Source organism: Halorubrum sp. CSM-61 (genome assembly GCF_003781945.1).
GTDB lineage: Archaea > Halobacteriota > Halobacteria > Halobacteriales > Haloferacaceae > Halorubrum.
In genome coordinates, this window is record NZ_RJJW01000003.1 from 332595 (window position 1) to 351789 (window position 19195).

Consider the following 19195-nt stretch of genomic DNA (forward strand, 5'->3'; position numbering starts at 1 on the left):
ACCGGGTTTCCGGTGAACGACCGGTTCGGCCACCCTTAAGAGCGCCCCGCCCGGATCCACGCGCATGCAACCACGGGATCTCTCCGATCACTCGCCGTACGTGCCGGGCCGGGGCGTCGAGGAGGTCGCCCGCGACCGCGGGCTCGACCCCGACGACCTCATCAAGCTCTCCTCGAACGAGAACCCGCACGGCCCGAGCCCGGCGGCCGTCGAGGCGATCCGCGAGCACGCCGACCGCGTCCACCAGTACCCGAAGTCCTCGCACACCGATCTCACCGAGAAGCTGGCCGCGAAGTGGGAGGTGTCGACCGAGCAGGTCTGGGTCTCGCCCGGCGCCGACGGCTCGATCGACTACCTCTCGCGGGCCGCGTTGGAGCCGGGCGACGAGGTGCTCGTCCCGGAGCCCGGCTTCGCCTACTACGCGATGTCCGCCCGGTACCACCACGGCGAGGTCTCCGAGTACGCGCTCACCCCGGACGACGGCTTCGCGCAGGACGCCGAGACGGTGCTGTCCGCCTACGGCGGCGAGCGGATCGTCTACGTCACCTCGCCGCACAACCCCTCGGGCTCGGTGATGCCGCTCGACGAGGTGCGGGCGATCGCGGACGCGACCGCCGAGGAGACGCTCGTCGTCGTCGACGAGGCGTACGGGGAGTTCGCCGCGGTCGACAGCGCGATCCCGCTGGTCGACGAGCGCGACGACGTGGCGGTCCTCCGCACGTTCTCGAAGGCGTACGGCCTCGCCGGGCTCCGGATCGGCTACAGCGTCGTCCCGGAGGCGTGGGGAGAGGCGTACGCCCGCGTGAACACGCCGTTCGCGGCGAGCGAGCTGGCGTGCCGGGCGGCGCTCGCCGCCCTCGACGACGAGGAACACGTCGCGGAGTCTGTCGAGACGGCGCGCTGGGCCCGCGAGTACATCGCGGACGAGCTCGACGCCCCCACCGTCGAGTCGGCCGGGAACTTCGTGCTCGCCGAGGTCGGCGACGCGGAGCGGGTCGCCGACGCGGCGCAGGAACGCGGCGTGATCGTCCGCGACTGCACCTCCTTCGGGCTCCCGAACCACGTCCGGATCTCGACCGGCACGCGCGAGGGGACCCGCGAGGCCGTCGACCGGCTCAACGAGACGCTCGCGGACCTCGGGCTGGGGGCTCGGCCATGACCGCCGACCGCGTCGCCGTCACCGGCACTCCCGGAACCGGCAAGTCGACGGCGACGGAACTGCTCGCCGACGAGTACGACGTGATCCACCTCAACGACCGGATCAAGGGCGACGACGACCTCTGGACCGAGCGCGACGCCGACCGCGACACGCTCGTCGCCGACCTCGACGCGGTCCGCGAGCGCCTCGGCGACTGGTCCGGCGTGCTCGACTCGCACCTCGCGCACCGGTTCGACGTCGACCGCGTGGTCGTCCTCCGGTGTCACCCGGAGACCGTCGAGACGCGCCTCCGCGAGCGCGGCGAGTCGGGCGCGACCGCCGAGGAAAATGCGGAGAGCGAGGCGCTCGACGTGATCCTCTCGGAGGCCGTCGGCGAACACGGCGTCGAGAACGTCTACGAGATCGACACCACCGACCGCGACCCGGCGGCCGTGGCCGACGAGATCCGCGCCGCGATCGAGGGCGACCGCGAGCCGAGCGCGGGCACCGTCGACTTCATGGATTATATATAAGCCCGCCGCGACGGTCGGATCGATAGATGACCCTCGACCAGTACCGGTCGGTCGCGGACCGCCTGCTCGGCCCGTGGGTGCGCGCCGCGGCCAAGATCGGGCTCTCGCCGGACCAGGTGAGCGTCCTCGCGTTCGGCGTCGCGGTCGCGGCCGCCGGCGCGTTCGCGGTCGGCGAACCCGCCTTTTATATCGTCGGGGCGGTCTGCGTCCTGCTCAACGGCTGGCTCGACCTCGTCGACGGCGCCTTGGCCCGCCACCTCGAGGTCTCATCCGACGGCGGCGACCTCCTCGATCACGTCCTCGACCGCTACGCCGACATCGCGGTGATCGCCGGCTTCACCGTGGGGATCGGGGCGTACGCGCTCGGCTTCGCGGCGGTGACCGGCGTGCTGATGACCTCGTACATGGGCACCCAGATCCAGGCGGTCGGCATCGGCCGCGAGTACGGCGGCCTGCTCGGACGGGCGGACCGACTCGCGCTGATGGGGATCGTCGGCGTCGTCGCCGCGGCGTACGCCGCGCCGATCGTCGCCGGCCTGAACGTCGTCGGTCTCCTGCTCGCGCTGTTCGCGGCGGTCGGCCACCTGACTGCGGTCCAGCGGTTCCTCGGTGCGTGGCGCGATCTGTAAGGAACGGGGTCGCGGTTGCGCGCGACGGTCACCGGCGAGGGAACGCTTAAAAGCATCCGGCCGGAACGAGTGCGTATGCCCACCTTCGAGCTGAACCTGTCCGACGACGTGTACGCGGAGTTCCAGCAGCTCGCCGAACAGGAGTTCGTCTCCGAGGAGCAGGCCGCGGAGGACCTGATCGCGTCCGGTATCGAGGCGTACAACGTGAGCGTCGTCGACGACGAGCCCCGCGACGAGATGCTGGACGGCGCCGAGAACAACATGTTCGACACGGCGGAGGATCCGGGAAGCCTCGAAGACGACCGCCTGTAGTCGAGGTCGCCGGCAACCAGACCCTTTTAACCGCCGACCGGCCCGCTAGTAGCCGAGTCGCAGCGCCCGGTTCGCCGCCAGCGCGACGAGTCCGACGCCCATTACGCCGGCGAGCAACCCGAACGCGACCGACCAGCCGGCGGCGTCCGAGACCGCGCCGACGACGACGCTCCCGGACGCGCCGATCACCATGTAGGCGGTCCGGACGAGCCCGAAGCCGGCGCCGCGCTCCCGGTCGGAGAGGAGGTCCATGAACCGCGACTGCAGGGGCGCGCCCCACGACATCGCGAGGCCGACGAACCCGACGCCGGCGACGATCGCGGGGCGACCGAACCCGAACTCCGCCGCCGCGACGAGCAGCCCGTAACCGACGACTCCGGCGGCCATCGTCGCCATCACGGTCGCGTCGCGGCCGATCCGGTCGGAGACCGACCCCGTCACCGGCTGGGTCGCGCCGTGGACGAGGAAGTACAGCGAGAACAGAAGCGCCGACAGCGCGGTCGAGAGCCCCGTTCCGAACTCCAGGAACGACGGGAGGAAGGAGGCGGTCGCCTGCCACGCGAACGCGCCCATCGTCGCCAGCGCGGTCGTGTAGAGGATCCGGGGCCGGGAGAGCAGCTCCGCGAGCGGCCCGAGCGCGAACCGCTCGCGCATCGCCTGGTCCGGCCGGAGCGGCTCGGTCGGTTCCACGCGCCACGCGAACAGGACGAACACGGGGACGGCGGCGGCGACGCCGAGGGCGATGCCGGCGCGCCAGCCGTACCGCGACCCGACGAGCGCGGCCAGCGGCGGGGCGGCGAGCCCCGCGATCGGACCGCCGGCGACGTGGACGCCGATCGCGCGGCCGATGTCGTCGAACTGCCGCGTGAGGAAGGTGGTCGCCACCGAGTAGTGGAGGCCGGCGCCGGCGCCGAGGATCACGGCGAAGACGATGAACGCGACGATCGACGGGGAGACGGCGATAAGCAGAGAGGCGACCGCGGTGGCGCCGACTGCCGTCAGGATGACGGTCCGCTCCCCGTACCGATCGCCGAGCACGCCCGAGGGGAACTGCGAGAGTGCGTACGCCAGCCACATCCCCGACAGCCCGAGCCCGACGGTCGCGTTGGTGACCCCGAACTCGAGGCGGATCCGCGGGATAAGCGGACTGATGACCAGCCGCGCGACCATCGTCGCGGTGAACGCGAGCGTACAGAGCGCGAGCGCGGTGTGTTTGTACCGCCAGTTCACGGTCGCCGTTCTCGACCCGGGTCAAAGCGGGTTCCGGTCGCGGCCAGCCGAACCGGGTGTGGTGTGCGGTCAGACCACGAACTCGATCGGGTACTCCGTGAAGTTCTCGTAACCGTCCTCGGTGACGACGACAATGTCCTCTATCCGGACGCCGCCCACGTCGGGGTCGTAGAGCCCGGGTTCGACGGTGATCACGTGGCCGGGCTCTAACTCCTCCCCGCCGCTCGCGAGCCGGGGCGACTCGTGGACGTCGAGGCCGACCCCGTGGCCGGTGGAGTGGATGAACCCCGTCTCCGTCTCGGGGTCGGTCCGGAAGGTCGGCTCGCCGGCGTCCTCGTACACCTCGCAGGCCGCCGCGTGCACGTCCTCGCCGGTCGCGCCCGGCTCGACCGCGTCGAGCGCGGCGTCGAGCGCGCGCTCGGTGAGGTCGTACCACTCGCGGAGCCGATCGCTCGGTTCGCCGACGCAGAACGTCCGGGTCATGTCGGCGTTGTACTTCGTCGCCTTCGACCGCGGGAAGATGTCGACGATGATCGCCTCGTTCGCGCGGAGCGGTCCCGACCCGCGGTCGTGGGGGTCCGCGGCCTGCGCGCCCCCGGCGACGATCGTCTGGTCGAGCGCGCAGCCGCGCCGGAGCAGCGTCACCTCGATCTCCTCGGTCACCCGCTCGCTGGTGAGCGGCTCGCCGTCGCGGAGCAGGACGCCCGTCTCCGCGTCGTCGCCGTCGCCGGCCACGTCGGCGCCCGCGATCAGCTCTTCGGCGGCCCGCATCGCCGCCTCGTTGGCGCGCTGGGCCTCGCGGATCGCGTCGACCTCCGCATCGGTCTTGACGGCGCGGACCTCGCCGAGCCGGTCGTCGCCGTCGACGGTCACCCCGATCCCGCGATCGCGGAGCGCGTCCGCGGTGCCGACCGGCCCCCGCGGCGGCATCGAGACGGACTGGACGCCCTTGTCGCGAACGAAGCGGGCGTACATGTCGTTGCGGGCCTCGCGGCCGCCGTACTCGTAGTCGTAGTCGGCGTGGCGCTCGACCGTGTCGGCGTTCGCCTCCTTCTTCGCGCGTCCGTACTCCAGCCCGCCGACCAGCACGTGGATCTCGCCGTCGGCGTACAGCGTGAGAAACGGGTCGGGACCGGTGAACCCGGAGAGGTACAGCTGGTTGGCGTCGTCCTGTGAGGCGTCGATCAGGTAGCCGTCCGTGTCGAGGTCGGCGAGCCGGTCGTCGAGTCGCGCGCGGTTCATGGGACACCTGCTCGGCCGACCCCCAAATCCGTTGTCCTCGCGGAACCGCGAGCGGCTCGCGGGAACGCCCGCGAATACAGATCAAACGAGACTGTCGGCTCGCCGAGAGGGATCACGAAACAGATATATACGGAACGGGTATCCGACCGACGGCGATCCCGCCTGCGATACCGATCGCCCCATATTTCTACGAAATACGGATTATAACGGTTGTAAACGTCGTTTTTGGCCATGTTTTAGTAACACATTTCGGGCGAATATTTAAATGCGTTCGGCACTTACCCGAAGGTGAGGAAAACACCGAGATCCGTCTCTCGGTTTCGTCTTTCCCTCCACGTACTAAACCAATGAGCGAGAACCTTCGAACCTACACGACCGAGCACGTCGACGACGAGAGCCAGACCGAGTCGGAAAGCGAGGAGGAAGAGCTCCGCTGCCCGGAGTGTAACGGCCAGCTAGCGACCGACACGGAGCACGGCGAGACCGTCTGTGTCGACTGCGGGCTCGTCGTCGAGGAGGACGAGATCGACCGCGGGCCGGAGTGGCGCGCGTTCGACTCGAAGGAGAAGGACGAGAAGAGCCGCGTCGGCGCCCCGACGACGAACATGATGCACGACAAGGGGCTCTCGACGAACATCGGCTGGCAGGACAAGGACGCCTACGGCAAGTCGCTGTCCAGCCGCCAGCGCGAGAAGATGCAGCGGCTCCGCACCTGGAACGAGCGGTTCCGCACCCGCGACTCCAAGGAGCGCAACCTGAAACAGGCGCTCGGCGAGATCGACCGCATGGCCAGCGCCCTCGGGCTCCCCGACAACGTCCGCGAGACCGCCTCGGTCGTCTACCGCCGCGCGCTCGACGACGACCTGCTTCCCGGCCGCTCCATCGAGGGCGTGTCGACGGCGTCGCTGTACGCCGCCGCCCGGCAGGCCGGGACCCCGCGGAGCCTCGACGAGATCGCGGCGGTCTCCCGCGTCGAGAAGGACGAGATCGCCCGGACGTACCGGTACGTCGTCCGCGAGCTCAAGCTGGAGATCCAGCCCGCCGACCCCGAGAGCTACGTCCCCCGGTTCGCCTCCGACCTCGGGCTCTCCGACGAGGCGGAGCGACGGGCGCGCAGCCTGCTCGACACCGCGAAGGAACAGGGGATCCACTCGGGCAAGTCGCCCGTGGGGCTCGCGGCCGCCGCCGTCTACGCCGCCGCGCTACTCGTCAACGAGAAGGTGACGCAGAGCGAGGTCAGCGACGTCGCGAACATCAGCGAAGTCACCATCCGGAACCGGTACCACGAGCTCCTCGAGGCCGAGGACGGCGTCGCGCTGAACTGACGCCGCGCTCCGGTCCGAGGCGAACCGATCCACCCGATCCCTCGTCGTCGACGCCTCGCCCTTTTTCCAGAACGTCCAAACCGCCCCGGGCCGAGCCACGGGTATGGAGACCACTCGCCACTTCACGGCGACGACGTACGTCGTCAACGACGGCGCGACCGCGCTCCACGCGCACGAACGGCTGGGGATCCGGCTCCCGCCGGGCGGGCACGTCGACCGCGACGAGATTCCCCACGAGGCCGCGCTCCGCGAGGTCCGCGAGGAGACGGGGTTGGAGGCGGAGCTCGTCGCGACCGAGTCGCCGATCGAGGGGCCGAACACCCGCGGGCTCCCGGAGCCCGCCCACCTCATGCTCCACGACATCAACGTCCACGCGGACGGCTCCGTGGGTCACCAGCACGTCGACCACCTCTACTACGCGCGGGTCGACTCCCGCGAGATCGCGCCGAACGGCGCCGACGAGGTCGACCCCGACGGCTGGCGCTGGTACACGCCGACGGAGCTGGCCGAGAGCGACCTCCAGCGCGACGTGATCGAGCTCGGTCGGGAGGCGATCGCCGCGGTCGACGGGGCGTAGTCGGAAACGAAGGGGGGACAAACCCGACGTCGAGGCGAGATCGACCGACGGCCGGCGTCAGACGACCGTCTCACGCTCCGGAAGGTATTTGGGTCGTTGCAGGCGACGTAAACGCAAGAATGGACGCAGAGCGAAGAGCGGAGATAACCGGGTGGGACGCTCGGGAGTTCTCGGACGGCTTCGCGGGGCTCCGGCGTCTCGTCGACCGGGGGTTCTCCGGCGCGGTGACGAACGGCACGGGGTGGCTGTTCGTGTTCGAGGGCCGCGTCGTCGGCACCGCCGGCGCCGACCTCGACGCGTTCGCGGACGCCTCCGGGACGATTTACAAGGCTCCGGCCGAGGTCCTCCCGGTCCTGTTCGCCATGCAGGAGCGGGGCGGGGAGCCGCGGGCGCAGTACTACACGAACGACACGCCGCTCTCGGAGGCCGATCGGAAGCTCTCGCAGGGCGGGTTCACCGGCTACGTCGAGCTGTCGGAGAACGTGCTCTCGGGCGACTACTACGTCACCTACACCGCGGGCGAGTCGATGGCCGCGGCGTACGTCGGCAACTCGCGCCGGCTCGAGACCGGCGACGACGCCTTCGAACTGGCCGACGACGAGGTCGGGATCTACACCGTCTACGAGGTCGATCTGAACGTGCGGGAGATCCCCGACTCCGGTTCGGCCGGCGGCGCGACCGCCGCCGAGGGCGAGGCGGCCGACGAAGACGGACCGGACGGCGACGCGACGAACGACGACGCGTCAAACGACGACGCGGCCGGCGAGGAGGAGTCCGTCGAGGACCGATCCGTCCGGGACGAGCCGGCCGAGAGCGACGTCGCCGAGCGCGGGATCACCGACGGAGCCGAGACCGCCGACGACGAGCCCGTTCGCGACGCGACTCCCGACGAGGAGCCGACCGACGGCGCGGCTCGCGGCGGGGAGCAGACGCCGCGAGAGGCCTCGACGCGGTCCGACGAGGCGTCGGACCCGCCGCGGGAGCGGGCCGGCGAGCCGAACGGGAGCCGACCGACGACGGACGCCGTCGAGGGCGCGGAAGCGGCCGCGGAGCCGGACCCCTCCACCGGGGACGCGTCGTCCGACGCGCCGAGCGCGGCCGACGCGGCCGACGCGGCCGACGCTTCCACCGCCGACCCCGAGGGGGACCGCCCGGACGAGGACGTGTTCTCCGAGGAGGAGCAGTGGCGCGAGCAGAAGTCGATCCCCGCGCTCGACCCGTCGGAAGCGAGCGATCCGCGGAGCGGACGGCGCCCCGGGAAGGCCGACCCGAACCCCGACCGAAGCGGGGACGCCGGTTCCGCCGCGCCCGACGACGACCGGTCTCCGGAGCCGCGCTCCACCGACCGGAGCCGGTCGAACCGCTCGGCAGTCTCCCAGCGGGGTTCGGGTTCGGGAAGGGGGGCGAGAGCGGACGAGCAGGGCGGCGATCGGGTCGAACGGCTCCGGAGCGAGCTCGAGGCCGCCGAGGAGAAGCGGGCGTCGCTGGCGGCGGAACGCGACAAGCTCGCGACCGACCGCGACGAGATCGCCGCGGAGCGGGACGACCTCGAGTCCGAGGTCGAGCGGCTGGAGTCCGAGCTGTCGACGCTCCGCGAGGAGCGCGACCGACTGAAATCGGAGCTGTCGTCAGCCCGCGACCGGCTCCCCGAGAGCGACCGGTCCATCTCGCCGACGGAGGCGCGGAGCGGGACGAACCTCTTCGTGCGGTACGAGTCCAAGGGCGGCGCGACCCTCGAAGACGCTCACGACGGGACCGTCGACCGCGACGCGCTCCGCGAGAACCTCCGGATCGAACACCACACGAGCTTCGAGACGGACGGGCTGGTCGTCGACGGTCGCCCGTACGACGAGTTCCTGGAGGACACCATCGAGTACGGGTTCACCCGGTGGCTCGTCGAGGACCTCCCGTTCGAGGTGAGCGGGACCGGCAACCAGGGCGTGCTCCGGGATCTGTACGACGCCATCCCGGAGATCGACCGCGCCGAGATCGGCGGCTCCGTGTCCATCGCGATCCGGGAGAACGGCGAGGAGACGCGCGAGCAGCGCTCGTTCGATCTGGTGTTGCGCGACCGGATGGGGAACCCGCTTTTCGTCGCCGACCTCAACGACAGCCGCGACCCGACCGCCGAGGGGACCCTTGAGTCGCTCGTCGAGAACGGTCGCGACATCGCCGAGTCGAACGAGCCCTTCGCCGCGGCGTTCGCGGTGACGGAGAGCTTCTTCGAACCGGGCGCGTTAGAGACCGCGAGCGACGCGGTCGGCGGCGGGCTGTTCAGCCGGTCGAAGCGCGCGAGCTTCGTGAAGCTCTCGCGCAAGCAGGGGTACCACCTCTGTCTCGTCGAGGCCCGCGACGGCGGCTTCCACATGACTGTCCCCGACCTGTAGCCGGCGGGGCCGAGACGAGAAGCGTCGATCCGGGAGAACGCGGCTGGCGGGACCGAACTGCAAAGCCGATCGAAAACCGATCGAAGCGCGGTTTAAATGCGATTCGAACGCATCAAAACACCACCTAAACGCCGCTTTACAGCCGTCACAACGCGGTCCGTGCGTCGCCTCGCGCGAAGTCGAATCGGTTTCAGTTCTCGAGCTCCGCGGCGTCGTCGATCCGCATGGAGCCGAGCTTGTCGACCGTCTCGTCGAGCTTCTCGTCGAGCTCGTCGACGAACTCGTGGGTGCGCTCCGTCGTGATCGCGCCCTGGCTGGACGGCTCGATGAGGTTCTCCTCCTCGAGCACGCGCAGCGAGTAGCGGACCTTGTGATGGGGGTATCCCGTCTCGTTCGACATCTTCACGATGCCGATCGGCTCGTTTTCGATGACCATCCGCAGGACCTGGAGGTGACGTTCCAGCATGTCTACCTCCTTCTCTAGTCGATCTATCATGGCACATGTTAACTCGTCATGCCCCGGTTTAAAAGTTGCTGTCGGAGGACGTCCGAAATCGCTCGACCCGAGGCTTTGACGTGGGGGTAGTTAACGCATTCGATCGTGGCGCCCCCGGAGCGATCGGTCGATCCGTCGTCGCCGATCGCGGAGGCGACTCGCGTGAACGGCCACGTCCTGCCGACGACCATCCGTCCGAACCACAAAGACCTGCACGAACGACGATACCGACACGTACACGTCTCGGATCCAATGCACGTTCGTGGTGTATTCTCGGCACTGGACCGTAATCGGTTTTACCCCCCGCCCGGAACCACCGGGTCGTATGACACTCACCATCGTCGGCTCCCAGCTGGGAGACGAGGGCAAGGGCGCGCTCGTCGACCGGTGGGGAGGGGACGCGGACGTCGTAGTCCGTTATCAGGGCGGCGACAACGCCGGCCACACCGTCGTCGAGGGCGGCGTCGAGTACAAGCTGTCCCTAGTGCCGAGCGGCGCGGTCCGGGGCACGACCGGGATCCTGGGCAACGGCTGCGTCGTCAACCCGAAGACGCTGTTCACCGAGATCGACGACCTGCGGGAGCGCGGGCTCGACCCCGACGTGCGGGTCGCCCGCCGGGCGCACGTCATCCTCCCGTACCACCGCGTGCTGGACGGGATCGAGGAGGAGGTCAAGGCGGACGACGACGCCGGCGACGCGGTCGGCACCACCGGTCGCGGCATCGGCCCGACCTACGAGGACAAGGCCGGACGCCGCGGGATCCGGATCGCGGACCTGCTCGACCCCGACGTGCTCCGCGAGAAGCTCGAGTACGTCGTCCCGCAGAAGCGCGCGCTCGTCGAGGACGTGTACGGGCTCGATCTTGATGATGACCGCGCCGAGGCGTTCGACGTCGACGCGCTCCACGAGGAGTTCGCCGCGATCGGCGAGCGCCTCGCCGACGAGGGAATGACCGTCAACTGCTCCGACTACCTCCACCGCCGCCGCGAGGCGGGCGACGAGATCCTCTTCGAGGGCGCGCAGGGCACGCACATCGACATCGACCACGGGAACTACCCGTTCGTCACCTCCTCGAACCCGACCGCCGGTGCCGCCTCGGTCGGTTCCGGGCTCGGCGTCACCACGGTGGGGGACGGCGAGGTCGTCGGAATCGTGAAGGCGTACCTCTCGCGGGTCGGCGAGGGGCCGCTCCCGACCGAGCTCGACGGCGACGCCGACGAGGAGGCGCTCGCCGACGACATCCGCGAGAAGGGCGGCGAGTTCGGCACCGTCACCGGCCGCCCCCGCCGGATCGGCTGGCTCGACCTCCCCATGCTCCGGCACGCCGCGCGCGTCTCCGGCTTCACGGGCGTCGCGGTCAACCACGTGGACGTGCTCGCCGGGCTCGACGAGCTGAAGGTGTGTACGGGGTACGAGCTGGAGGGAGAGACGCTCGACACCGTCCCCACGACGACCGATCGGTGGGAGCGCTGCGAGCCCGTCTACGAGACCCTCGACACGTGGGAGCCGTTCGACTCGGCCGCGGTCGCCGAGCGGGGCTACGACGCGCTCCCCGAGGCGGCCCGCGAGTACCTGGAGTTCGTCGCCGCCGAGATCGACACCCCGATCTACGCGGTCGGCGTCGGCCCCGACCGCGAGGAGACGGTCGAGCTGACGAACCCGTTCGACGAGTAGCGGCCCCCCGAGTTTTGAGGGTCGGACGCGAACCGCCGATATGGCCCAACCCTCCGACGGCTCGTCGGCCGACGCGTCGTCCCCGCCGGAGCCGATCTTCGAACGCACCTTCGCGCACCTCTCTCGGCTGCTTCCGCTCGCGCTCGTCCCGCTCGTCACGGCGCTGATGAACGCCAGCGACTTGCTGGCCGCGTCGCGGACGGACGGGATATCGATCCGAGCGTCGTTTCCCGTGTACCGATACGACCTCTGGAGCTTCGTCGAGGCTCCGACCGGCGACGGGCTGTCCGTCTCCGTCCCGTTCGGGACGCTGGAGTCGCTTCCGCTTCTCGTTCCGGCGCTCGCGGCGTACGTCGTCGTCTCAGGCGCGCTGAGCGCGGGGTACTTCGGCGGCATCGCGGCGGGGATCACGACCGGTCGGTACGATTTCGCCGCGAGCGTCCGCCGGTTCGGCGTCCGGATGATCGCGCTGGAGGCGCTCGTCGTCGTCGCGCTGGCTGCGGTCTTCCTCCCGTTGATCGTGGTCCCGCCGCTGTTCGTGGCCGCGGTCCTCGCGGCGCTGGCGCTCTCCTACCTGTTCTTCCCGACGGTGTACGTCCTCGTGTTGGAGGACCGTGGGATCGAGTCTGCGGCCCGCCGAGCGCGCGGACTCGTGCGACGTCACCAGCCGCTCGGATTCTTCCTCTTCGTCGCGATCGTCACTGCCGTCTGTTCCGCCCCCCTGAGCCTCCTGACGCGCGTCGGACCGGTCGGGGCGGTACTGGCCGCGGTCGTCGCCGCACCGCTCGGCCTCGCGTTCAACGTCGCGGTCGCGCTGAAGGTCGCCGAGATGGCCGACGTCGAGACCGTCGAGTGACCGCTGGTCGGCCGCCGCGATGAGCCTCTCACTGCGGGTCGATCTCGTTCAGTGCGCGCAGGTCCTCGTCGGTCAGCGACAGGTCCGCCGCCGCGAGGTTCGACTCGAGGTGGTCGACGCTCGACGTGCCCGGGATCGGGAGCGTCACGTCGGAGTGATCGAGCAGCCACGCGAGCGCGACCTGCCGCGCCGTCGCGTCGCGGCGGTCGGCGACCTCCCCGAGCGCGTCGGGTGTCTCGTCTCCGCCGATCGCGTACATCGGACCCCACGGGATGAACCCCACTCCCTTTTCCTCGCAGGCGCGGAGCACGTCCTCGTCGTCGCGGTGGCCGACGTTGTACTGATTCTGGACCGTGGCGACGTCGACGATCTCAGTCGCCGTCTCTAACTGCTCGACGGTGATGTTTGAGACTCCGACGTGAGCGATCTGGCCGGCGTCCTTCATCTCCGCGAACGCGTGGACCGACTCCTCGAAGTCGGTGTCCGGGTCCGGGCGGTGGAACTGGTACAGGTCGATCGTGTCGGTGTCGAGCCGATCGAGGCTACACAGCACCTGGTTCTTCAGGAAGTCGGGGTCGCCGCGGGGGAGCCAGTCGCCCTCGCGGTTGCGGAGCAGGCCGGCCTTCGAGGCGACGACGACGTCGTCGGGGTCGCCGAGCGCCTCGCCGATCAGGCGCTCCGAGACGCCCGGCCCGTAGGAGTCGGCGGTGTCGACGAAGTCGACGCCGAGCTCGACCGCGCGCCGGAGCACCGCCTTAGCCCCCTCCTCGTCGGCGGGTCGGCCGATGATATCCTCGCCCGTGATCCGCATCGCGCCGAAGCCGAGGCGGTCGACGGTCAGGTCGCCGCCGATGTCGAACGTATCGCTCCTGCCGGTGGAGTCTGAAGCCATGGTCGAACGATCGCTCGCCAGGCGGAAAGCCGTGGGGATGGCGGAAGGGGACGCGCCTCGACTGTGACCTTTCCACGCTACGATTCCTCGCCCGTCTTGCGCGCGTCGCTACTCATAAACCGCCCCCGCGCGATCGTAAAGCATGGACGCCGAGCGCGAGGTACTCGACGTGTTGGCGCGGAACGCCCGCGAGGACATCGACGACATCGCGGCCCAGACGGGCCTCGACGCGGACGCGGTAGCGGCGGCGATCGACGCGCTGGAGGCGGACAACGTGGTTCACGGCTACCAAGCCGTCGTCGACTGGGACCGCGTCGACGAGGGGAAGATCCGCGCGATAGTCGAGATCAACGTCGAACTCGACCGCGAGACCGGCTACGAGCAGGTCGCCGACCGGATCGCGAAGTTCCCCGCGGTCGACGCCCTCCATCTGGTCTCCGGCGACTACGACTTCGCCGTCGAGGTGCTCGGAGAGAACATGCAGGACGTCTCCGAGTTCATCTCCGAGCAGGTCGCGCCGATGCCCGCGGTCACGCAGACGGTGACCCACTACATCATGGACACCTACAAGGACGGCGGGATCCGGTTCGAGGACGGCGACGACGACGACCGCCTCTCCGTCTCGCCATGAGGCTCTCGGACCGCGCGCGAGACCTCCCCGAGTCGGGGATCCGGAAGTTCTTCGAGCTCGCGGAGGCGCGCGACGACGTGATCTCTCTCGGGGTCGGCGAGCCCGACTTCTCGGCGCCGTGGGCCGCCCGCACCGCCGCGATCGACTCCTTAGAGCGCGGGAAGACCTCCTACACCTCGAACCGCGGAATGGCCGCCCTCCGCGAGCGGATCGCCGACCACCACGAGCGCTACGATCAGTCGTACGATCCGGCCGAGGAGGTGCTCGTCACGACCGGCGCGAGCGAGGCGGTCGACCTGGCGTTCCGCGCGCTGGTCGACCCCGGCGACACGGTCGCGGTCCACGAGCCGACGTACATCTCGTACGGCCCGGGGATCGAACTGGCGGGCGGCGAGCAGCTGACGGTCCCCACGCGGGCCGGAGACGACTTCGCGCTCACGCGGGAGTCGCTGGAGGCGGCCGGCGCCGCGGAGGCGGACCTGCTCGTCCTCTGTTACCCGAACAACCCGACGGGTGCGACGATGACGGAAGAGGAGTACGCCGAGGTCGCCGCGTTCTGCCGCGACGAGGACCTGCGGGTGATCGCAGACGAGATCTACTCCGCGCTCACCTACGGCGCCGACCACGCGTCGATCGCCACGCAGCCGGGAATGCGCGAGCGCACCGTCGTCGTCAACGGGTTCTCGAAGGCGTACGCGATGACGGGCCTCCGCCTCGGATACGCGCTGGGCCCCGCCGAGGCGATCGACGCGATGAACCGGATCCACCAGTACACGATGCTGTCGGCGCCGACGACGCCGCAGTACGCCGCGATCGAAGCCCTCGACCGCTGCGACGAGGAGGTGACAGAGATGGTCGACGAGTACAACCGCCGGCGACGGCTGGTCGTCTCCCGGTTCAACGAGATGGGCCTCGACACCTTCGAACCCGGCGGCGCCTTCTACGCGTTCCCCGACTGCGGCGGCGACGACGAGGCCTTCGCCGAGGAGCTGCTGGAGGCGCAGGGCGTCGCCGTCGTTCCCGGCTCCGTCTTCGGCGAGGGCGGCGAGGGCCACCTCCGCGTGTCGTACGCGACCTCGATGCGCGAACTGAAGGAGGCCACAGACCGGATCGCGGCGTTCGTCGACGGGCGGGACTGACCGGACTCGGTCGTGGTTATACAGACGTTCAGCATAATTCAAGGTGGAGCCTCCGACCTCAAGTCGTGCGGGACCGAAGGTCCCGCTGACCATCCGAACGGGCCTGCGGCCCGTGAGGAGAGAGCGAGTGTAACGAGCGAGTAGGTCGGAGAGGAAACCGACAAACGATGACGAAACCGCATGACTGTAGCCACCCGACTCCTGAGATTATAAATACCCTCAAGTAGTAATCTGAAGTATTGAGGTGCGTCGAACCGCGCCGGTCAAACTCGTCGTTCCCGATGAGCGACGCGACGACCTCCACGAGTCAGCTCGCCAGTTCCTTCACTGCGCGAATCGTGCTGCCGAGTTCTGTTGGGACGACCGTTCCTACACGAACTGCGTCACGGCAAACTCAACTGCGCGAGACGCACTCTACGCGGAGCTACGGGAAGAAACTGAACTCACCGCGAACCTCGTCCAAGAAGCCATCCGACGTGCGGTCCAAGCGACGAAGGGGTGCGTCGAGCGGTGGAAACGGGGCAAGCGTGTGAGCCAGCCTGAGTTCACGTCGTGGAGTATGCTCTATGACAAGCGGAGTGCGACGTTCTACCGAAACGAAGTCTCGCTGTCAACCGTCAACGGCCGCGTTGAGTGTGAGTTTGAACTCCCGGCGGACAGCCCGACACCCTACGAACAGTACGTTCTTTCGGACGAGTACGAGTTCCGGGCGAGTACACTCCAATACGACAAGGCGACCGACGAGTTCTACTTTCACATTACGACCCGGAAGTACGATGACGACGAGTCCGAGGGTTCGGCAGATACCGGGCACCAAACAGTCCTCGGTATCGACCTCGGCGTCAACAGCCTTGCAGTAGCTTCGACCGGCACGTTCTGGCAAGGTGACGACTACGATCACTGGTGCCGCGAGTTCGAGAAGCGGCGTGGTGAGATGCAACAGCGCGGCACGCAAGCCGCGCACAACGCAGTCCTTCGCCTCGGCAAGAGCGAAGAATCGTGGCGGAAACAGTACATCCACACGGTTGCCAACGAGATCGTCACGGAAGCTGTCGAGAACGGGTGCGACGTGATCGTGTTCGAGGACTTAACAGACATCCGTGAGCGGCTTCCACAGGCGAAGTGGCACCACGTCTGGGCATTCCGTCGCCTCTATGAGTACGTCGGGTACAAGGCCACTGAACGAGGCGTTGCGGTGAAGCAGGTTGCGCCGAACCACACGTCCCAACGTTGTTCTCGGACGGACTGTGGGTTCACGCACGAATCAAACCGTGACTGCGAACACTTTGAGTGCCAGAAGTGCGGGTATAAGGTCAATGCGGACTACAATGCAGCGAAGAATATCGGGGTGCGATACGCCCGGAAACAGGAACACAGCCTCCGTTCCTCGCCCAAGTCGGGGAGCGGAGACGCACCAGTAGACGTGCGTGTGAATGGTGGAACGTTGAACGGTGAGAGTCACCAGCCTATTGCTGGCGACTGATTGCCGGGAATCCACATCAAAGCCCCACCCTCAACGAGCGAACCGCGTATGCGGTGAGCGAAGTAGGGTGGGGTAGTTTACCAACTAGCCGTTTGAGGCAGACCAACGTCTCAGACGAACACGACGAACCGGAACAGCCACAGCGTGACCATCCCGCCGGCGATCGTCGCCGTCACGTCCTCCGTGCGCCACGCGATCACGCCGGCGACGGCGCCCGCGATCAGCCGCTCGTCGGCGAGCGTCGCGGCGACCGAGGGGCGGACCGTCACCAGATCGGGGAGCACCAGCGCCGCGAGCACCGCCGGCGGGACGTATCGGAGCGGGCGTTTGATCCGCGCGGGCACCTCGTCGATCCGCCCGAAGAGGTGGATGAATGAGAGCCGGAATCCGTACGTCGCGAGCCCGATGACGACGATGGCGAGCCAGACCTCGAGCGAGCCGCCGAAGGGGATGAGGGATCCGCCGGTCACGACCCGTACACCTCCGTCAGCAGGCCGACCGCAATTCCGGAGACGGCGCCCGCGAGCAGCCCGAGGTTCAGGGGGAGCCCGGCGGCCGCGACCGCGATCGTCCCGCCGGCGACGCCCGCGGCGGTGGTCGGTCGGTCCTTCATCGCGGGGACGAGGAGCGCGAGGAACACCAGCGGGACCGCGAAGGTCAGTCCCCACGCGTCGGGGACGCCGGCGCCGACGACGACGCCGACCACCGTGCCGATCTGCCAGACGACCCACAGCGCCGCGGCCGCCCCGAAGTAGTAGCGCCACCGGCTGCGCTCCGAGTTCGCCTCGAACTCCGCGACCGAGAGCGCGTACGCCTGATCGGTGAGCAGGTACGCGAGGCCCGCCCGGAACCTGCGACCGTAGTCCGCGAAGTGGGGCGCGATCGAGGCCGAGTACATCACCATCCGGAGGTTGATCACGACCGCGGTGCCGACCACGACCGCGAGCGGCGCGTTCGACCCGATCAGGTCGATCGCGGCGAGCTGCGAGGCGCCCGCGAACACGATCACCGACATCCCGACCGCCTCGGCGAGCCCGAGCCCGGCGTCGACGGCGGCGATCCCGGCGATCAGGGCGAACGGGGCGATCCCGAGCAGCAGCGGCGACACGTCCCGGACGCCGGCCCGGATGTCGCCGTCGGTGAGGCCGGACGGGTCGCCGTCGGACGGGGCAGAGGCGTCGCCGTCGGAGGGGTCGGCGGCGTCGCCGTCGAGGAGGTCTCCGTCCACGGTCACTCTCGCGGGTAGACGGGCTCGTCGTGCTTCGCCGCGAGGTGGTCGGCGTGCTCCAGCTTCGCGTTGGCCTTGCGGAACGTGCCGAGCAGGGAGTGGATCTCGCGCTCGGTCGGGTGCGCGCGACCGAGCAGGCGGCGCATCAGCAGCGCGTTCTTCTCGCGGACGTGCTCGCGCTGGCCGGTGACCTCGAGGAACTCGCCGAAAAAGTCGTGGAAGCGCTCCACGTCGCCCTCGGGGGCGCGCGTGACCTCGGTGTCGGGGAGCTGCGTCTCGTCGACGGTGAGATCGCGGAGCTCGTACAGGAGGACCGTGGCGGCCTGCCCGAGGTTCAGGACGGGGTAGTCGTCGTCGGCCGGGATCGAGCACACCTCGTCGAGCCGCGAGAGCTCCTCGTTGTTGAGCCCGCGTCCCTCGCGGCCGAAGACGATGGCGGTGGGCGCGTCGACGGTCTGCAGCGACTCGCGCAGTTCGGTCGGCGTCTTGAAGGGGAACCGCTCGTGGCTCCGGTCGTCCTCGCCGGTGATCGCGGTGGTGCCGACCGTGTGGTAGTTCGCGACGACCTCGTCGAAGGTCACCTCGTCGGCGTTCGGGAGCACGTCCTCGCGGGCGTGGCCGGCGAAGCCGTACGCCTCGCCGTCCTCCTTCAGCTCCGGCGGGTCGACCAGCTTGAGGTCCGTGAGCCCGAAGTTCTTCATCGCGCGGGCGATGGTGCCGACGTTGCCCGGCGTCTCCGGCTCGACGACGACCACGACCGGCTTTCGGCGGGCCCGTGAGTCGTCGCGATCGTCGCCCTCGTCTGCTCCGCTCATCGGTTCGACGGGTAGTCGGTCGAGAGGTCGACGTCGTCGAAGTCGTCCTCGCTCAGCTTGTCTTCGTCGCCCTCCTCGTCGCTCTCGCCGGCGAGCTCGAGGATGTCGATCCGGTCGCCGTCGAAGTCCCGCTCGACGCGCTCCTGTACGTCCTGTTGGTCCGGCAGGTCCGGGAGCCCGTCGGGGTCCTCCTCGACGTGCTCGACCGAGCCGTACCCCTCGGGGGCCTCGTTGCCCGCGGCGACCCACTCGTGGAAGCGGTCGCCGAACTCCAGCGAGCCCGCGTGCTCGCTGCCGCCCTCCTCGCGGAACCAGTAGAGGAGGTCCGGCTCGTGTTCGGGGCAGAGCAGCACCTCCCCGTTGGGCTCGCCGTAGACGATCTCCGCCTGGTTACAGCGGTGGATCTCCGCTTCGCCGTAGTCGAGGTAACAGACGTCGCAGGGCTCCTCGACGAGGCCGACGAGCCGCACGAGACGCTCTCGGGGCTCCTCGGGGATCTCGTCGAGGGGCTTCAGCTCCTCGTCGTCGGTGAAGATCTCCGCCTCGTCGAAGCGCCACCCTCGGAGGCCGATGCTCACTTTCGCCATGCGCGAGGCTACGCGAAGCG

Annotated in this window: 20 protein-coding genes; 12 read left to right on the top strand and 8 right to left on the bottom strand. The window is 69.2% G+C overall.

The genetic code is table 11. The features are described 5' to 3' along the window. The first annotated feature begins 64 nt into the window (after positions 1–64). The 4 genes from hisC to EDM04_RS07350 all read left to right on the top strand — a co-directional run bounded on the left by hisC (position 65) and on the right by EDM04_RS07350 (position 2612). A complete protein-coding gene (hisC, locus tag EDM04_RS07335; RefSeq protein WP_123620632.1) occupies positions 65–1159 on the top strand; it encodes a histidinol-phosphate transaminase in 1095 nt (364 codons plus the stop codon). After that, positions 1156–1671 carry an adenylate kinase family protein gene (locus EDM04_RS07340; protein WP_123620634.1) on the top strand — a complete coding sequence of 172 codons (516 nt, stop codon included), beginning with the start codon at positions 1156–1158 and terminating at the stop codon, positions 1669–1671. The genes hisC and EDM04_RS07340 overlap by 4 nt, the downstream gene beginning before the upstream one ends. A 26-nt stretch (positions 1672–1697) precedes the next feature. Beyond that, on the top strand, positions 1698–2300 hold the full coding sequence (locus EDM04_RS07345) for a CDP-alcohol phosphatidyltransferase family protein (RefSeq protein WP_123620636.1): 603 nt from the start codon (positions 1698–1700) through the stop codon (positions 2298–2300). A 75-nt stretch (positions 2301–2375) separates the two neighbouring features. Further along, the gene (locus EDM04_RS07350) at positions 2376–2612 is read left to right on the top strand and encodes a hypothetical protein (protein ID WP_004045847.1); all 237 of its coding nucleotides are present in this window, start codon (positions 2376–2378) and stop codon (positions 2610–2612) included. 45 nt (positions 2613–2657) lie between these two features. Here EDM04_RS07350 and EDM04_RS07355 read toward each other — a convergent pair whose 3' ends face one another. Then, the gene (locus tag EDM04_RS07355) at positions 2658–3842 is read right to left on the bottom strand and encodes an MFS transporter (RefSeq protein ID WP_123620638.1); all 1185 of its coding nucleotides are present in this window, start codon (positions 3840–3842) and stop codon (positions 2658–2660) included. Positions 3843–3911: 69 nt separating this feature from the next. Then, positions 3912–5084 carry a Xaa-Pro peptidase family protein gene (locus tag EDM04_RS07360; protein WP_123620640.1) on the bottom strand — a complete coding sequence of 391 codons (1173 nt, stop codon included), beginning with the start codon at positions 5082–5084 and terminating at the stop codon, positions 3912–3914. A gap of 347 nt (positions 5085–5431) precedes the next feature. Between EDM04_RS07360 and EDM04_RS07365 the strand changes: the two genes are divergently transcribed. The 3 genes from EDM04_RS07365 (at position 5432) to EDM04_RS07375 (ending at position 9373) form a co-directional block, all read left to right on the top strand. Beyond that, positions 5432–6409 (top strand): transcription initiation factor IIB family protein, encoded by a 978-nt coding sequence (locus EDM04_RS07365; RefSeq protein ID WP_123620642.1) that lies wholly within the window; start codon positions 5432–5434, stop codon positions 6407–6409. Between the two features lie 103 nt (positions 6410–6512). Continuing rightward, positions 6513–6986, top strand: coding sequence for an NUDIX hydrolase (locus EDM04_RS07370; protein ID WP_123620644.1), 474 nt, complete (start codon positions 6513–6515; stop codon positions 6984–6986). Between the two features lie 119 nt (positions 6987–7105). Next, positions 7106–9373: a hypothetical protein gene (locus tag EDM04_RS07375; protein WP_123620646.1), complete on the top strand. Its 2268-nt coding sequence runs from the start codon at positions 7106–7108 to the stop codon at positions 9371–9373. A 190-nt stretch (positions 9374–9563) separates the two neighbouring features. Here the strand turns inward: EDM04_RS07375 and EDM04_RS07380 are convergent, their stop codons facing one another. Next, the gene (locus EDM04_RS07380) at positions 9564–9869 is read right to left on the bottom strand and encodes a hypothetical protein (RefSeq protein ID WP_004045854.1); all 306 of its coding nucleotides are present in this window, start codon (positions 9867–9869) and stop codon (positions 9564–9566) included. A gap of 325 nt (positions 9870–10194) precedes the next feature. Here EDM04_RS07380 and EDM04_RS07385 point away from each other — a divergent pair, with 325 nt between their 5' ends. Together EDM04_RS07385 and EDM04_RS07390 are read left to right on the top strand one after the other, a co-directional pair. Then, positions 10195–11544: an adenylosuccinate synthase gene (locus EDM04_RS07385; protein WP_123620648.1), complete on the top strand. Its 1350-nt coding sequence runs from the start codon at positions 10195–10197 to the stop codon at positions 11542–11544. A gap of 40 nt (positions 11545–11584) precedes the next feature. Next, entirely contained in the window at positions 11585–12400 is an 816-nt protein-coding gene (locus EDM04_RS07390) for a hypothetical protein (protein WP_123620650.1), read from the top strand. 28 nt (positions 12401–12428) lie between these two features. Here the strand turns inward: EDM04_RS07390 and EDM04_RS07395 are convergent, their stop codons facing one another. After that, positions 12429–13292, bottom strand: a complete 864-nt coding sequence (locus tag EDM04_RS07395; RefSeq protein ID WP_123620652.1) for an aldo/keto reductase — start codon at positions 13290–13292, stop codon at positions 12429–12431. Between the two features lie 142 nt (positions 13293–13434). On the opposite strand from EDM04_RS07395, the gene EDM04_RS07400 reads away from it, so the two are divergent. The 3 genes from EDM04_RS07400 to EDM04_RS07410 all read left to right on the top strand — a co-directional run bounded on the left by EDM04_RS07400 (position 13435) and on the right by EDM04_RS07410 (position 16545). After that, a complete protein-coding gene (locus EDM04_RS07400) occupies positions 13435–13923 on the top strand; it encodes an Lrp/AsnC family transcriptional regulator (RefSeq protein ID WP_123620654.1) in 489 nt (162 codons plus the stop codon). After that, positions 13920–15062, top strand: coding sequence for a pyridoxal phosphate-dependent aminotransferase (locus EDM04_RS07405; protein WP_123620656.1), 1143 nt, complete (start codon positions 13920–13922; stop codon positions 15060–15062). The genes EDM04_RS07400 and EDM04_RS07405 overlap by 4 nt, the downstream gene beginning before the upstream one ends. A gap of 238 nt (positions 15063–15300) precedes the next feature. Further along, positions 15301–16545 carry an RNA-guided endonuclease TnpB family protein gene (locus EDM04_RS07410; RefSeq protein ID WP_123620658.1) on the top strand — a complete coding sequence of 415 codons (1245 nt, stop codon included), beginning with the start codon at positions 15301–15303 and terminating at the stop codon, positions 16543–16545. Positions 16546–16655: 110 nt separating this feature from the next. On the opposite strand, the gene EDM04_RS07415 is transcribed toward EDM04_RS07410, so the two are convergent. The 4 genes from EDM04_RS07415 to EDM04_RS07430 form a co-directional block, all read right to left on the bottom strand. After that, positions 16656–17015: an AzlD domain-containing protein gene (locus tag EDM04_RS07415; RefSeq protein WP_123620660.1), complete on the bottom strand. Its 360-nt coding sequence runs from the start codon at positions 17013–17015 to the stop codon at positions 16656–16658. Continuing rightward, positions 17012–17674 (bottom strand): AzlC family ABC transporter permease, encoded by a 663-nt coding sequence (locus EDM04_RS07420; RefSeq protein ID WP_123620895.1) that lies wholly within the window; start codon positions 17672–17674, stop codon positions 17012–17014. Before EDM04_RS07420 ends, EDM04_RS07415 begins: the two co-directional genes overlap by 4 nt. Before the next feature lie 101 nt (positions 17675–17775). Next, positions 17776–18588 (bottom strand): RNA methyltransferase, encoded by an 813-nt coding sequence (locus tag EDM04_RS07425; protein ID WP_123620662.1) that lies wholly within the window; start codon positions 18586–18588, stop codon positions 17776–17778. Then, complete coding sequence (locus EDM04_RS07430; RefSeq protein ID WP_123620664.1) at positions 18585–19175, bottom strand: hypothetical protein; 591 nt, start codon at positions 19173–19175, stop codon at positions 18585–18587. Before EDM04_RS07430 ends, EDM04_RS07425 begins: the two co-directional genes overlap by 4 nt. Between the last annotated feature and the right edge of the window lie 20 nt (positions 19176–19195).